The organism is Fibrobacter sp. UWT3, from assembly GCF_900230125.1.
Lineage (GTDB): Bacteria > Fibrobacterota > Fibrobacteria > Fibrobacterales > Fibrobacteraceae > Fibrobacter.
Genome location: NZ_OCSS01000001.1, coordinates 550,650 through 566,064 on the forward strand (window position 1 = coordinate 550,650; position 15,415 = coordinate 566,064).

Annotated in this window: 9 protein-coding genes and 2 pseudogenes; 9 read left to right on the forward strand and 2 right to left on the reverse strand. The window is 47.4% G+C overall.

Annotation, left to right across the window (positions count from 1 at the left end):
- Positions 1-140: 140 nt before the first annotated feature.
- The 9 genes and pseudogenes from CRO08_RS02295 to CRO08_RS02335 all read left to right on the forward strand — a co-directional run bounded on the left by CRO08_RS02295 (position 141) and on the right by CRO08_RS02335 (position 13,552).
- On the forward strand, positions 141-647 hold the full coding sequence (locus CRO08_RS02295; RefSeq protein ID WP_097034887.1) for a Panacea domain-containing protein: 507 nt from the start codon (positions 141-143) through the stop codon (positions 645-647).
- A 281-nt stretch (positions 648-928) separates the two neighbouring features.
- Positions 929-1,354 (forward strand): annotated as a pseudogene (locus tag CRO08_RS02300) (NAD-dependent epimerase/dehydratase family protein); the annotation flags it as partial.
- Between the two features lie 208 nt (positions 1,355-1,562).
- The gene (locus CRO08_RS02305; protein WP_097034889.1) at positions 1,563-1,772 is read left to right on the forward strand and encodes a hypothetical protein; all 210 of its coding nucleotides are present in this window, start codon (positions 1,563-1,565) and stop codon (positions 1,770-1,772) included.
- Positions 1,759-2,139, forward strand: coding sequence for a PIN domain-containing protein (locus CRO08_RS02310; RefSeq protein ID WP_097034890.1), 381 nt, complete (start codon positions 1,759-1,761; stop codon positions 2,137-2,139). The genes CRO08_RS02305 and CRO08_RS02310 overlap by 14 nt, the downstream gene beginning before the upstream one ends.
- A 340-nt stretch (positions 2,140-2,479) precedes the next feature.
- Positions 2,480-3,022: a Panacea domain-containing protein gene (locus tag CRO08_RS02315; protein WP_097034891.1), complete on the forward strand. Its 543-nt coding sequence runs from the start codon at positions 2,480-2,482 to the stop codon at positions 3,020-3,022.
- Positions 3,015-3,410, forward strand: coding sequence for a hypothetical protein (locus tag CRO08_RS02320; protein WP_141398203.1), 396 nt, complete (start codon positions 3,015-3,017; stop codon positions 3,408-3,410). The genes CRO08_RS02315 and CRO08_RS02320 overlap by 8 nt, the downstream gene beginning before the upstream one ends.
- A gap of 46 nt (positions 3,411-3,456) precedes the next feature.
- Positions 3,457-3,622, forward strand: a pseudogene (locus CRO08_RS17540) (NAD-dependent epimerase); the annotation flags it as partial.
- A gap of 560 nt (positions 3,623-4,182) precedes the next feature.
- Entirely contained in the window at positions 4,183-5,589 is a 1,407-nt protein-coding gene (locus CRO08_RS02330) for a prepilin-type N-terminal cleavage/methylation domain-containing protein (protein ID WP_097034894.1), read from the forward strand.
- A 10-nt stretch (positions 5,590-5,599) separates the two neighbouring features.
- Positions 5,600-13,552: a pilus assembly PilX N-terminal domain-containing protein gene (locus CRO08_RS02335; RefSeq protein ID WP_097034895.1), complete on the forward strand. Its 7,953-nt coding sequence runs from the start codon at positions 5,600-5,602 to the stop codon at positions 13,550-13,552.
- A gap of 302 nt (positions 13,553-13,854) precedes the next feature.
- On the opposite strand, the gene CRO08_RS02340 is transcribed toward CRO08_RS02335, so the two are convergent.
- Positions 13,855-14,781, reverse strand: a complete 927-nt coding sequence (locus CRO08_RS02340) for a PD-(D/E)XK nuclease family transposase (protein ID WP_097034896.1) — start codon at positions 14,779-14,781, stop codon at positions 13,855-13,857.
- A 239-nt stretch (positions 14,782-15,020) separates the two neighbouring features.
- A complete protein-coding gene (locus CRO08_RS16890) occupies positions 15,021-15,407 on the reverse strand; it encodes a hypothetical protein (RefSeq protein ID WP_097034897.1) in 387 nt (128 codons plus the stop codon).
- Between the last annotated feature and the right edge of the window lie 8 nt (positions 15,408-15,415).

Here is a 15,415-nt window from a genome sequence, read left to right on the forward strand (position 1 = left end):
TGTGACAAAATGGGAATGTATATTTGGGGTGAAAAACGAAAATAATTGACAAATCTCCCGATTTGCACGATAATTTATTGAGTTGGTGGTGACATTTTGTCGTAGATTAGGTAAATTTATAGCGTAGGAGCAAAGGCGACATGGTTGACTACAAAAAGGAAGTCATATTCAATGCTGCTCTGTATGTGGCAAATAAGTTGCCCAAGGAGCAGTGCCGTCTGCACAAGGTCTTTAAGATTTTGTGGTTTGCCGACATGGAACATTTGAAAAAGCATGGCCGCTCCATTACGGGTGCAAAGTATTCGGCATTGCCATACGGCCCGGTTCCTTCCGTCCTTTACGATGAGGTCAAGTTTAAGAACTCGATTTTCGAACGCTATGACGTTGGCGTGGAAAGAGGCTTTTTGACTCCATTGAAAGCGGCTAACGAATTTTATCTTTCCGAAACTGACAAGGCCGAATTGGACGCGGCTATCGAAAAGTATAAAGACAAGTCCTTTGAAGAACTAATCGATCTTTCTCACAAGTCAGCCTACAATTCTACGGAGCCTAATAAGGAAATCTCGTTAGAGGCTATCTTGGAGGAGATTGAGGCTCCGGAAGAACTTCGAAATTATATTCGCGAAAACAGTCTCGTGGAAGCGTAATCAATTCGGACCGGTATAGCTTTGACCCCGAAAGCAAAGTCGAAATCGATGCTAAAGACCAACCAGTAATTACCAAGGATGATTGCCCTGCTCTGAGTAAGCCTAAGTCTTATGTGAACTGTGCTAATGTTGGGATTATTGGTGAAACCGAACTCAAGGCTAAAATAGATTCGAAAGACGTTCTAAAGCCCTTCCAAAAGAGGTTCTTTGAACCGTAGCATTGCGGCGTGATGCCGCAATTTTATGCCGCGAGAGCCCCGCCCCCGGCCCTGGCCGGGGAACGCCCCGACATGAGCCCGATGCTCTTTGCCCGCGCTATCTCGAAGGGCGAGCCCATCAAGGTGTTCAACAACGGTGACATGATTCGCGACTTCACCTACATCGACGACATCGCCGAGGGCAGCGTGCATGCGCTCGACCACATGCCTGTCGCGGAAAAGTGCCCGAACGGCGTTCCGTACAAAGTATACAATATCGGCTGCAGCCATCCCGTAAAGCTGATGGACTTTATCGCCGAAATCGAGAACGCCTACGGCGAGCCCGCGAAGAAGGAATTCTTGCCGATGCAGCCGGGCGACGTTTACCAGACGAACGCCGACACCACGAAGCTCGAGGCGGAATGCGGCTACAAGCCCCACTGGAGCCTGCACGACGACATCGCCGAGTTCATGAAGTGGTACAAGAGCGACAAGAACCCGCTGAGGTAGGGTGGGTTGCTGGATGCGGGGCACAAGATGCCCGCGGGGTCGCTGGCGCGCCCCCGCGAAATATTTTTCAAAAAATGCGGCGGGGGTATTGACAACCTCCCCGCGTTTGCGTATATTTGATAGTGAACAAATGTGTAATACTAGGTTTTTGGACGAAAAAAAGGTATATTCGAGAGTAGAAAACCTCGTTTAACAAGGAGTCGCCGCCATGTCAGAAACAGCATTTGCAGAGCTTGAGTCGCAGGTGGAATCGCTGCCTTTTCACCAGCTTGAAGAGTTGCAGTGGAAAATCGCGATGATTCTCCTTGAAAAGAAACGGAATGCCAAACCCGACATTTCCGGTTTGAAAAAATATTTCGGCAAGGTTGATCTCGATGTCAATCTGGATTCTCTGAGGGGCCGCGATGATCCTCGTTGATACATCCGTATGGATAGACGGCTTTCATGGCGGTAAATCCCTGGAAACGCTCAATGTGCTGATTGATCGTCATGAAATTTGTGTTAATGACCTGATTTTGTCGGAACTTGTTCCGTCCATAAGGATTCGCAAAGAGAAGGAACTTGAAGACCTGCTTTATTTGTTGCCGAGGGTTCCCATGCAAATTGACTGGAATGGCATTGTTTCTATGCAGACGGAGAACCTGAAACACGGCATAAACAAGGTCGGCTTGCCCGATATAATGATTGCGCAGAACGCCATGCAAAATGGAGTGCAGCTTTTATCGCTGGACAAGCATTTCGAATTGATGTCCAGAATCGTGCCGCTGCAACTTTATTGCGGTTGAAACTTGCGCAGAAAATTCGGAAATTCCGAATTTACGCGAAATTTGACGAAAAAAGAGGTTGTTCGGATTAATGTATTGAAGGCCCCTGTTTCTGTCAGCCGAGTCAAGGCCGATGTTCTAAGCGGAGTTTACAGTTTGAGAAACCTAGGGAGAAAATGCTCAAAAAAAGAGCCAAAATTTTCTTAAAAAAACGGGGCTGGCCTATTGACAATCGTCCCGCGTTTGTTTATATTTAGTAGTGAACAAATGTGCAATCGGTGAAAAAAGGCGGCATTTATGAGCGTGTATGTTGTCAGATGCATAAAAGAATATGTATATTGGGCCGAAAGGGTAATGGCTTATGATTAATCCCATATATGGTACAGATGTCTTGCTGAATGCTGCACTTTGGGTCGCGGAGCGTCTTCCAGAACAGGATCGACGCATCCATAAGCTGTTCAAGATCCTGTGGTTCGCGGACTTGCTGCATCTCAAACAGTACGGTCGTTCCGTGACGGGGGATACGTATATTGCCATGAATTATGGCCCGGTCCCGTCGGCCCTTTACGACATGATTAAGGGTAACTGTTCGCCTGAACTCCGCGTGTTTACGCAGTACGACAAGGGCTTTTTCGACATCTCGAAAAAGTGTAATACGGATTACCTGTCGGAATCGGATGTGGAAACATTGCAGAAGGCGTTTGACGAGAATGCCAAACTAAGTTTTGACGGGCTTGTGCAAAAGTCGCATGCCTCCGCCTGGAACTCTGCGTGGAAAGAGGGCGAGAACACCTCAATCCGCATGAGCGAAATCCTTGACGAAATCAATGCCGATGACGAAATTCGCGAAATCGTGAAGAACGAGCGCGAAACCCTGGCAGCCCTGAGTGTAAAGAATGGCTGAAATCAATCTCGTTCAAGGGGATGTTGTCCGTTCCATGACGGGCACGATTGTGAACTGCGACCATCAGAAGATGCTCGTGTTTGTGAATGAGTTGTCCGGTCAAGTGGGTTTGGTTACGATTAATTCCCGCCCTTATCCAAAGAAGGGAATGGAAACGCAGTTGAAGATTTGCGCCTCGGATTTCGCTTTCTTGGAGCATGATTCGTTTGTGGATTGTTCTGCTCTTTTTGTCAAGAGCGTGGCCGACTTTAAGATGCTGATGCAAAACGGTCAAGTGAGCCTAATCGGAAATTTAGATTCTGATACAATGGATAAGGTCGTTTTGGCTGCGGCTGATAGTAGGCACTTGAACGTCTTTCAGAAAAAATTCTTTGATTCTGCGTTGTAGCGGGGACTGGGTTGACAGCCGTGTTTAGTTTGTATGCGGCGGGCCCGCCAAGAAGGAATTCTTGCCGATGCAGCCGGGCGACGTTTACCAGACGAACGCCGACACCACGAAGCTCGAGGCGGAATGCGGCTACAAGCCCCACTGGAGCCTACATCGGCGACATCGCCGAGTTTATGAAGTGGTACAAGAGCGACAAGAACCCGCTGAGGTAGGGCAGTTGCTGGATGCGGGGCACAAGATGCCCGAAGGGCCGGGAGGGCCGCTCGTCAACTGCGCTCGGCCCTCAGGTCCTTCGACTACGCTCAGGATAAACTCATGCCGCGAGAGCCCGCCCCCGGCCCCCCTTCGGCAGGCTCAGGGACCAAGCCGGGGAACGCCCACTTTTGGCTGTCGAAAACATCATGGAGTATCTTTGCGATGCTCCCATGGAAGCTTGAGACCAACGGCAAGACCTACGATATCTAGGCACATCAAGGGGGTCTGGAAAGTGGCGAGCTGGATGCGAATTCGACTGTTGCATTTTTTTGCAACAGTTCGGGGGCTCAAAACTTTCTATTCTACGCGAAATTTGCGTTAAATAGGTCCGCTAGGCGGATGGCCACCGCAAAACCCCCTTTTTTTAGTGAAAAATCCCACTTTTGGCCGTTTTGTAAAGATTTTTTGAGCCTTCTCTCCCGAAAAAAGTTATTTTAAGCAGGACGGGACCCGTGTGGGCCCCGCGTCGCGGCGTATGCCGCGGGTTTTTGTGTACACTGAACGGACTGTGGACGGTATGGGAAAGATTACTACAGACAAGCGCGCAGGCTTTACCCTCATGGAACTGATGGTCTATATCGCCATCGTGGGTATCGTCGTTATTGTCGCGGGCCAGGCGTTCAGCAATTCGACCAAGATGCGCGTCCGCACGCAGAGCATGCTCAAGGCCTCCGAGGTCGCCGAGAACGTGGCCAGCATTTTCAAGACTGACGTGGCTCAGACCGGCGCGAAGAGCTCGATGGAAGCGGGGACTACGGATGATGGCAATAACTTCGGCGATGTGCATACTAGTGTTTATATGGATCCGGCGCCGGGTTCTTGTAGCAGCGCAGATTATTCTTCTTTCAGGGTTTCGGCAAGTAGCAACCAGAGTGATTTAACTATACGTCGCCTGCGTTACGATGCTAACGGATACTACGAGGCTACTGAGGAAGTTCGTTGGTATGTGGAAGACGCAAAGCTGAAACGCTCGTGCAAACTTGTTGAAAAGAGAACGGGTTTGACTCTTGCCGATGATGAACCTTGCGCGGATGTCGGTGGAACTCCTGAAGGTATTGAAATGGCTGATGGCGTTGCGACTTTCGCTGTTGAAGCCGCTGAACCTGGTGTGTTGGAAGCGAATGAACAAGTGTTCCCGGCAGCGGATGCTGGTGGAGCGTTCAATTTCTTTCCACGGACTGGCGATATGAAATATGTGGCTGTTACGACAGTCAATTCTCTGGGGGAGTTGGGAAAAGGCGGTACAAGTGTTACGATATCTGATTTTTTCACAAATTTCAAATCAGACGATGACTCTCCGGGTATTCTTGATGAGGGCAGTCGGAAGTTAAATCAGATTTTCGCAATGAAAAATAATACATTGGAAGGAACTCAAACATGGGCGACGGCATGTGAAAAGATAACCCTTGAAGCTAATCAGGAGTATGAGATTTCGTTCAATGTCGATTCTCCAAACGCTTATTCGGGAGATGCGAAGAATAGAAGCCTTTCATTCGTTCCGGGGGTGGATCATTTGTCGGTTGGGTTTAGAAGTGTGAGTACTGGGGATGTCCCGAGGAAAGATGGCGTAAAATTGCTAGAGGATTTTCTTTTCTTTCCGCCTCTTGATGCTGATAAAGGCGGGGGGAAGCGCACAATGCGATTCTCTGTTCCGCAAAAAATTGAGAATGCCTGCATGGCGTTCACGTTTGCTTGTTATTCACCCTTGATTCATCAGGGAAAAATCACAATAAGTAACTTGAATTTGAAGAAAGTTGTCGGCACAAACTATGTGTTTAACGATGGCGGTTACGCTACCGAAACGCACAAAGCGGAAAAGAAGAACATAAAGGCTCTTCGGTTGAAACTGAAAATCTCACGGAACGGTGAAGGCGGTAGCGTAGATGTTGTTGTTCCTATGCCGAGTAACGGCCCCAGTGATTAGGAGGCGGAATATGAAGTTTGGAATTAGTAGCAAGAAAGCTGGTGTATCTCTTGTCACCGTGCTTCTCTTTATGCTTGTTGCGACTATTGCGGCGACTGCGACCTACAAGTGGCTTACCTCGGAAGGCCGTTCGTCGGGCTCGCGCATGCAAAAACAGATGGCGTATCAGAGTGCGGTGGCTGGTATTGAAAATGCCCGTGCTTGGATGACGTTCCATGCAAATGATGTAGGAGCCCTTGTCAAACAGTACATGGACGGCAATTACGTTCCAATTAATCTTGATGCGAATCTCCGCTCGCTGCAGCGCCCGGGCCAGAACCATCATGTTTGGTTGGTTGGCGTGAATACTTCTGGGTCTACATACAAATTGAAGGTCCTTTCGTCGGGTGAAGCTAATGGTGGGGCAAAACATAGCGAAATAGCCATTTTTAACGTGAGCGGCTTGTACCAGGTTTCGCTTCCTGTACCTCAAACCACAAAGAAAAAAATCCCATTTGACTATGCGTATTTTGGTGGCAGTTATGATGGTGCTGGTTCCTTGACGATGACTTCTGCCATCGTGAATGGTAACTGGTATGGTAACCCGCAGGGGATTGAAAAGAAATTCGTTGTGACGGGAAATGCTGAACTAACCGGTAATAATGTTTCGATAGGCGAACTCGCTTGCGTTGGCGGAAATATGAGCCCCGAAAACAACGGTTTGATGGGCAAGGACCTTTATGTGGGGAAGAATTTTACGGGTAACATAAATGCGTCTGGGAATGCTTATTTTGAAGGAAATGTTAGCCCCAGTTCGGCGGGCCCGTTTGAAATTGGGGGACATGTCACGTTGAACGGTGACCTCCAGACTGTCCAGAGCGCAAAGCCTATGACCATTAAAGGAGATCTTTGCCTCGCCGAGGATGCCCATATTATATCGAAGGGGACGAATTATGTATTTAAAAGTGAAGGCAACGTGTGGATGCCGGGAACGCAAAATCTTTGGTATGGCTCTGTAAAGTACAGCGGCTGCTCCTGCGAAAGAGTGTGGTGTAGCTGGATGGGCTGTCAGCCGAAGACTGTGGTTTCGTGTACGGGAAGTTCAAAAAAACAAGAGCCTAACGGCTGGTATGGATGGGGCGAGGCTACGTATACTTTGCTGAATTGTGCTGATACAAACTTGGTTTCTGATGGTGACCATTATGATAAGTATGAAACGATTATTTTAGGTGGGGCCGGTAAGACGGTCTACATGAAATCGGGATATCCCTGGAGTTCGTACAATTCCTTGGTTGAAAACAAGTTTACGGAAACTACAGATGAGATAATCAAGTGCAATGTCAAGCCCGGCGTTATGGCTCCGGATATGAATCATGCGTACTGTGATAACGGCCATGAAGGTAAGGTCGGTCAGGCGGAACGTTGGAATGGTGCAGAATATTCTCCGTATCCGGAGAAAGCATCCAAGGATAAACTGTATTATTCGTATTATCTTGAACCTGGCCATGATGATGTGACGCTTACATCCATTACTGACCCTTATTGGATATGGTGTAATAAATGGGAACACAATACTTTTGGGTGGCAGTACTGTTCGGATGCCACAGAAGGTGTCGAAATGCTTGCGTATCATGTGGATGGTCAGCGCTTCTGGGATGGCTTTGAAAACCACGATCGCAAACGTCTTAATTACAAGGATGGGAAACCAACGGGGTCTCCCTACTGCACAAACCAGAATGGTGGCCCGGGACATGAACGGGACAAGTTCCGCCCGATTTGTGGCGTGACCCCCTGGTTTATGTCTAATGGAACCGTTACTAGGGATGAACCTTCTACCAAATTGGAATGTGCTAAGGCGGTAAAGGATAGTTGTAATGAAATCTGGGAAAAGAAACCTGGTTGCGATGGTTCTTCCTACAAAGTTGATGATGTACTGGTTACTGCCAAGACCATGTTTGAACCCTACGCGAACAAGGGTTGCGCAGCAAACATTACAAGATACAGTAATGATCTTGTAACAAAACTGAACGCGTGCTATCGGGAAAATACCACCGATGCAACCAAGAGAGAAAAGAATCTTTATAATGGCTACCTTGTGGTCAAAGTTTCTGGAGGAACAAACAGTACGAACCCCTCGGGAATTTTGAATGGCAAGTTCATTATTATTGCGAAAGACGCTCTCTATACAAAGCTCCCTCAAACATCTGGCGATACAAGAGTCCTTCTTTACCTGGAGAAGGGCGCAAATACACTCAATGACGTGACTGTATCGAACTACTTTATTTATACCGAAGGGGATATTGGTTCGGGAAACCAGTTTAACCTGACTGGAACCATTTATGCGACTGCGGAATCCTGCGCGGGGCTTGGCAAGTTGCAGTCTTCTTCCATTACGTATAATCAGGAATTGGTTAATGCCTTGTCCGAGGCAGGCGTTATTTGCCCGAATGATGGTTCTGTTTGCGGTGGTACGGGCGGAACCGGCAGTGGCGGCGCTTCGTCTGCGTCAGGCTCGGAAACAACAGAAGAGGAAACCGCGACAACAAATGGTACGGATGCTTACTATATTTCAATGGCTCCTCAATTAGGCGTGACACTAGAATCGCAGTACGAAAATAACGAGACTCTTCCGTCTGGTAACAATCAGGCAAATCTCAATCCGTCGTTTATCGTGTTGCCTCGTGTCATTTATTTGCCGGGCGATCCGTTTGGTGAGTTGAATGATTACTACAATGTTGTTCCCCTGAATGGATCAACGTTGAAAAAGGCTGATGTTAGCGTGGGGTCTTGCGTTGGAGGTTCCGGAAGTCTTTCAACAACAGGAAAACTGTATTCGGGTGTGGCGCTTGCCAAGGGTATCTATACCTGTAATGCAAAGGCTAATGGCTATAGCGATGTGCCGTTCTGGGTAGTTGTTGGTGATAATCATCGTGGGTCGCTGCCGATAACTTTTGTCGATCCTGATCAGAAAATTTCTGCAGGTATGACAAAGGATGTCAATGTCGTGATTCCTCCGAATACTCCCGCGACAACATTGTACACAACCTGCCCGAGTGCTGACGAACATTGGAGCTATACGCTTGGTGCTTCTGGTACTAGGTCGGATGAATCATCAACCTGCTCGTTCCCGATACAGGGCGATCCTTCGACAAGTAAGATTGTAACCTTGTTCTCGGTAGCGACCGACGCCTCTGCAACGCACGGCTCTATTACGTTCCAGTTGCTTTCTGGAGACGGATACCATATTGGCAGCCCTTACACCGCCACTGTTTATATGGCGAGTAGCGCGACCTTGAAGCGTGTTGATGTGACGGATAATGATATTGCTAAATATTGTGAATCGAATTCTAGCGTCTGCCCGCCCGAAGGTCAACGAGGTGATGCATCTTGGCCTTCTTGCAGTGTAGATGAAACCTGGGTGGAACCTTCCGGTATTACCTTCGGTACCGAAGAAAGAAATAATCGTTGGAATATTGTCGTTGGCGGTTCAGGGACGTTGCAGCTTGCTGGCAGGAACGTTGAAAACTGCGTCGTGATTATCCCTACGGAAGGCAATTCCTACGATATATCGGAAATCGCTGTGGATTCTGAAAAGGAATTGCGGGCGAGTATTAAGGCTCTCAAGAAGACTATTCGCTTGACGTTTGTTGGAGAAATATCCGGATATGATCCTGTGATATCGATTAATGTTGGCAGCACAAGTTCTGTATGTCAGTATAGTACATCCGGTGATGATAAATCTTGTTATGTGTCAGCCTTCAGTGGACAAACGGTATCACTAACTGTTAGCCGTACATCGTATCCTAAATTCAATTATTGGAGTTGCTCGGGCGTTAGCTGCCCGGTAACCGAGGCTATATCTAGTGAGACTTATCGCGAATTTACTATCAAAGATGACAATTCGGTTATCTACGCGCATTTTAATGAAAGCGATAAGCATTGCTTCTTTGAAGAATTTAAGTCTGGCGATGTGCGCTGCACCTCTGTTGATATGGAGTATTGCATAGATAAGTGTGGCGATGCAGATGATGCAACATGCGTTGGGGCAATTGATGCGACGGGCGAATATACCAAGTCTAAATGGCACTTGATTTCGGGCGAGATGAGCAATATTGATGAGGTTGCTGGTAGCGTTTCCTTGCGCCGCCAGGGGCGTGTTACGGTTCAACCTGTTACGGTGATGAGTACGGTGAATGCTGGTACGTATGGAACAATGAAGGCTTTGTTCCAGTTGCCAAAGGAAACTGCAAGCCATAACCGCAATACGCAAGAAATTTCAAAGTCTGGCTTCTTGCTGCATTCTAATGTATCGGGCAGTGAATACTTGATGTTGAACGTTTTTGCCGGACAAACAGGATACCTGACAGCGCAGTTGTGCTCCAATAGCGGTAAATGCTTGAATGGAGTCTTGGTTGATGACAACGACAATCCGGCGCTAGTTTATGCATCGAGCATGGTAATGATGTCTGCGACAATCAGTGTGGATGGGAAACTCTCATTAGCCGCATTTACGGGGAATTATTACGGAACTCCGACGGAATATGGTTTTGTATTTGATTTGAACGACATTGGTACGAGCTATATGGATGTTGCCCACGAGTTTGTTGGATTCAGCCTGGCTGACCCGAACTTTAAACTGTATGGTATCGGCTGGAAGAGTGATACCTATTCGGCGGAATGCCACGACTATTATCCGGTAGTTAAATGCTCGTTTGCTGCAGTCGCGACAAATGGCGTGATTCCAACGGCGACAACTGAAGATGCTCATTACATTAAACCGTGGATAGGCCATTCGGGTTGGTATGACTCGAAAACGTACAATTGTACTGAGAAGTACTATTATTACAATGGCGATGACGCTTGTGGCGGAGCCTCTGGCGCTACCCCAGTGGGATGTACGACTAGCGGATATTCTTTTGCCGAAACGGGTGCTGGGCAGCATGGTTACAAAGATGCGGGACAAAATGATGTCAAGACTGCAAAGGCGTGGCTTGAATGCTCGCTAAATTCAGAAGAAATTGAATGGACGAAGGAGATGAAGAATGAACGTGCGCACTGTGGCCCCTTCTGGACTGGAAAAATCAATAAGTGTGCAGATCATGTCGCTATTGACGATGCCAAGGACAAACCGCTGTCCGCTGGACAAGAAACGACTGTGACTTTGACAAATCCGGCGAACCTTCGCGAAACAAGCCTTTCTATTGAGCTGGCTGAAGCGAATGGTGATCCTGCATCTGGTGTAGATGTTGAAATTTGGCTAATGAGCGAAAATGCCCTATGGGGTGCCCAGGGTTATGCGAGTAAATCGGTTGTCATGACTACCGGAAAAGCAAGTTTCAGTGTTGACGATGCAATGACGGTCGGTGCGGAGGGCTTTGACCCCGAACATGTAAAGCAGATTATCTTTAAAAATCGTGGAAGCTCAGCTCTCTTAGTCAAGAGTGTTGTCGCATCTTGTAAAAATGCCGTTGACATTTCGGAATGTACTGCTAGCTATGCTGATGGAAAATGGACTGTACTGGTAGGTGTTCAGAATAAAGATAATATTGCATCGTATGGTGTGGAAGCGAAAGTTGATAACGCGACTGTATTTGATATTTCCAGGTTGCCTGCGGATGTGACGTGGAATGATCAGAAGGCTCAAATAGAGCAGGCTGACAATCCTTATGCAGAGTATCAGGGCAAGTCTTACAAGTTCTTTGCTTCTATTGTGAACAAAACTGGTTCTACAGCTTCGAAGGAATGTTCTGTAACACCTTCGACGATAGGCTCAATTAACCGCTCTTGTGGTGTTACGGGCTCGCCGAAAAAACAGGGCGAAGGCATGCCGCAGTTTAATATAAACCTTGATGGCTGCCCCACGGGTGGCTGCCAATACGAAGTTTATATTGGTGACGCCATGTTGGATGGATACCCGAAGAACGGTAGCGGATCTATCAATGTGACTCCAAATGGCAACGGCAACACTCCGAGTGGACAATCTTATGCCACAGCGGAGTATGCGGTAGGCTCGTACACCTATAAGGTGAAGAGTCCGATGAATTCGGATTATCCGTTTGCAGAGTGTGTCGCAGAGTTTGAAATTCAAGAGAAGACAAATAACCATCAAGGTGAATTGAAGACAGAATGCTGGTTCTCGGGTACGGGGTATCAGCCGGGAGCAAATGCGAACTTTAAGGCTTATATCAAGAGTCATGGTTATGATATTAGTAACCGAAAATATGAACTAAGAAATTCATCGGGTACTAAGGTTGCGGAAGGCACGACGAATGAGTCTAGCGAGTTGTCGTTTGACATCAATGGTGCAAATACGCTGAAGGACGGAACTTTCTATCTCTACTTGATGGAAAATGGAAGTTTCCTCGATGCGTACTCATGCTCCGCAGCTTTGGATGTTAGCGAATTGTCGCCGACATGCTCGAAGGTGAATGAGAATGGCAAAGATTATTTCAAGTTCAACTTCTCTCAAATATGTTCTGGTAATGCATGTACCTATAATGTGAAGAAAACCAATGGTGGCACAACAACAAGTATTACCAATGGAGACCAGACCTTATCTCAAAATGAGACTAAGGTGGAAATGTCTGGCTTTGGAAATTATGTCCTGTGGTTGAATGGCGAAGCTACTACTTGTGCGGTAAATATTGTGGAACCTGACCCTGCATTTACGTGTCCCGCGAATTTACAGGCGATTGTAGGTAGAACGGATAACGTTTCGATAACGCCTGCCAATGTGTCGGGCTGCGACAATGGGTGTAGTTACACCATTGCGGGAACGAGTGTGACGAACACTAGTTTTGAATACCATTTTGGAGCCTTACCTTCATTTACCAATAGCACAAATGCTGTTGGAACTACGAAAAAATATGAAGTGAGCTTGACCAATAGCAAGACTACCGTAAAACACGAATGCGAGGTTGCATTTATTGCGGAGCCGGTCATTCCGGTTGACAATCCTGGGCAAGTTGCTTGCTATAGTGATGGAATCTATAATTGGGGCTCAAATAGCGTAAAAATAAAGATAGATAATTACGATGGTGCCTATGGCAATAAGTCGTATGTTGTAAAGGACGCTTCAGGCAACAATAGTCTCGCAACCGGAACAACTAGCACCAACCAACAAATAGAAATTCAAATGCCGAATACCTATTATGCTACGGATTCTAAGTTAAGAGTGTTTGTCGCTGGGTCGGAAGTGTGCTCTGTAACGCCGAGAGTGAAAAACCCCTTCTTGAAAGATTGCAAGCCTAATGGAAACGACAAGGTGCATTTCCAAATTGAACAATGCGATAATAACAAGTGCAAATATCAAGTGAAAAAAGCTGACGGAACGATTGTTAATACAGAAACGAATGGTTCTGGAGGAATAGATGTATCTATATCGGGCAAAGGTGATGGTATATATGTCGTCTGGTTGAATGGAGAGGAAACATCTTGTCGCATTCCGATGGGAACTTCTATGACGATTCCTGCTCATTGTTATTTCCCGCAAGCACGTAAATGGGGCGAACAGGAAAGTCAACTGAAGATGGATAATCCAGGCCAGTTTATGAAAAACAAAACGTATGTTGTGAAGGATGCAGCGGACAATAAGTATGCAGAAAGTAGTAATAATACAGGCAACGATGTTGTTGATATGAGTCTGTCTAATTATTATGCAACAGATGTGACATTGTATGTATATGTAGGAGGTAATTTGTATTGTACGGTAGAGCCGTTGACGTATGGACCATATACATATAACTGTAAACTTGATAATTATACTATCACAAATGGAAATAATACAACATTCAGGTTTGGTATAGGAGATTGTGCTAATAGCAAATGTTCTTATGAAATAAAGCTGAATGGCACTCAAAAGACAAAAGTGGAAAATATTAGTGAAAATGGTGGATATACATATACTGTAAGCGAAGCTGGAACATATGTTGTTTGGTTGAATGGGCATGAAACGGGTTGCAAAGTGACGTTGACGGTTAATTAAGGGCGTATTTCTCGAAATTACACATGCTCCCTCCACAGGGGAATCTTCCATTTACCCCTAAACAATCAAAGCCCCAGGACGCACACCGTCCGGGGCTTTTGCTGTTTGATTGATTCTAGCGGATCCTCGCCTCCGCGAGGATGACAAGGGGGTAGGATATGCTAGGAGATCCCCGCCGGAGCCAGCCCCTGCTTGTGCTGAGTAAAGCCGAAGCAAGCAAGGCCGAATGGGCGGGCAAGACGAATGAAAAGATGCCTGCCTGCGCGGGCATGACAGCAGGCCGGGCTGGGATGACAAAGGGATTACGCCGTTGCCTGTTCTTTCGCGGCTTGCCGCTTCAGTTCGACCACTTCCTGCTTCGGGAGCTTGGTGATACGGACAATCATTTCAATGGAGAGGCCTTCGGCCAGCATCGCGAGAGCGACATCCTCTTTAGCCTGTAGGTATGATCCCTGTTTTTCGTAAATAATGTTCGTCATCCCGTCAACCTCGTTCAGGAGTGTTTCGTCAGTGTACCCTACTAAAGATACATCTTTCATAAAGTCCTTGTCAAGCAGTTTTTTCAGCTTTTCCTCAGGGATGTCCTTTTCTTCAAGAACATCGCGGAACAAGCGCAGCATTTCGGCCCTGTCGGTCGTTTCATGCTTGCCCGGCGGGGTGCGCCTGTCGATGGCGAAGAACTTCTCGATTTCGACCAGATAGATGTCCAACTTATTGTAGAAAATGCGTCGGTTGCGCACGATTTGCGCATGGTGCAGGTAAGTGTCCGGCTCCTTCGGGAACTGGTTCTCGGTCAAAAGCGAGAGCACGTAGATGTGCGGCAGCTTGTAGTCCTGCGACTTCTTGACGGTGCGCGAGACGACGCGGCCGGTGTAGTAGATGAGCCTGTCAACGAACAGCTTGTTGAATGTCTGCTGCACCTCGATAAGCACCGGCTCACCCGCCTGTGTCGTGCCGTAGATGTCGAAGATGGCGGTCTTGTCGTTGAGTACACCTGGGTTCTCCGGAACCCCGAGGGTGTATGTCTTGATGGCCTTGCGTCCGGTAAGCCCGAGCATGGCGTTCAGGAATTTCACGGTGCGCTGCGGCTTTGCCTCGTTCGCCATGAGCATCTTGAAAATGCCGTCGCTGAACGGATAGACGTTCTTGTACTTCTTGCGATATTTCGCCAGATGCTCGGGATGCTCGTGTACGTCCTTGACCATGGCGAGGAATTCCTCTCTTGTCATTTTTATCCATTAACTGCGGGAACGCGCCCGTGTCGCGGATAGAGAAGGCCCTATCTATACTATAAAACGATTTCGCGGCCAAAATGAGCCAAATAAATTTTGTTTACGTGCAATTTTTACATTGCGGAAACAAAAAGCCCGCTTAAAAGGATCCTCGCCTTGCTTCGGCAAAGCTCACTTCGACATAGCTCAGTGCAGGCAGCACAAGTCGCGAGCATGACATAATCAAGGCGCGAGGGTTACAGCAGTCCGTGCTCCCGGAGCTTCTTCTCCATCTCGTTTGCGCGAGCTTCAACTTCGGCTATGCGAGCATTTGCTTCGTCTGCACGAGCGTTTGCTTCGTTTGCACGAGCATTTGCTTCATCGGCGCGAGCTTCCGCTTCGGCCGCTCGAGTTTCTGCCTTGTCAATGGCTATGTCAATTTCCTGTTGCAGAGTCATATAGCGAATCCTCGTGTTACTGTCCGTCTGGTACCATTTTACGAATCTGTCGATTTCCCTAGTTTCCGGGGAAATCGGCTTCTTTGTTGCGAAGTATTCCAAGTAATCCCGGATGGACTTCTCGGCGATTTCGCGGTACTTGTTAAATATATAAATAAATTCTGCAAGACGAGCAAGCGACGACATTTATGTCG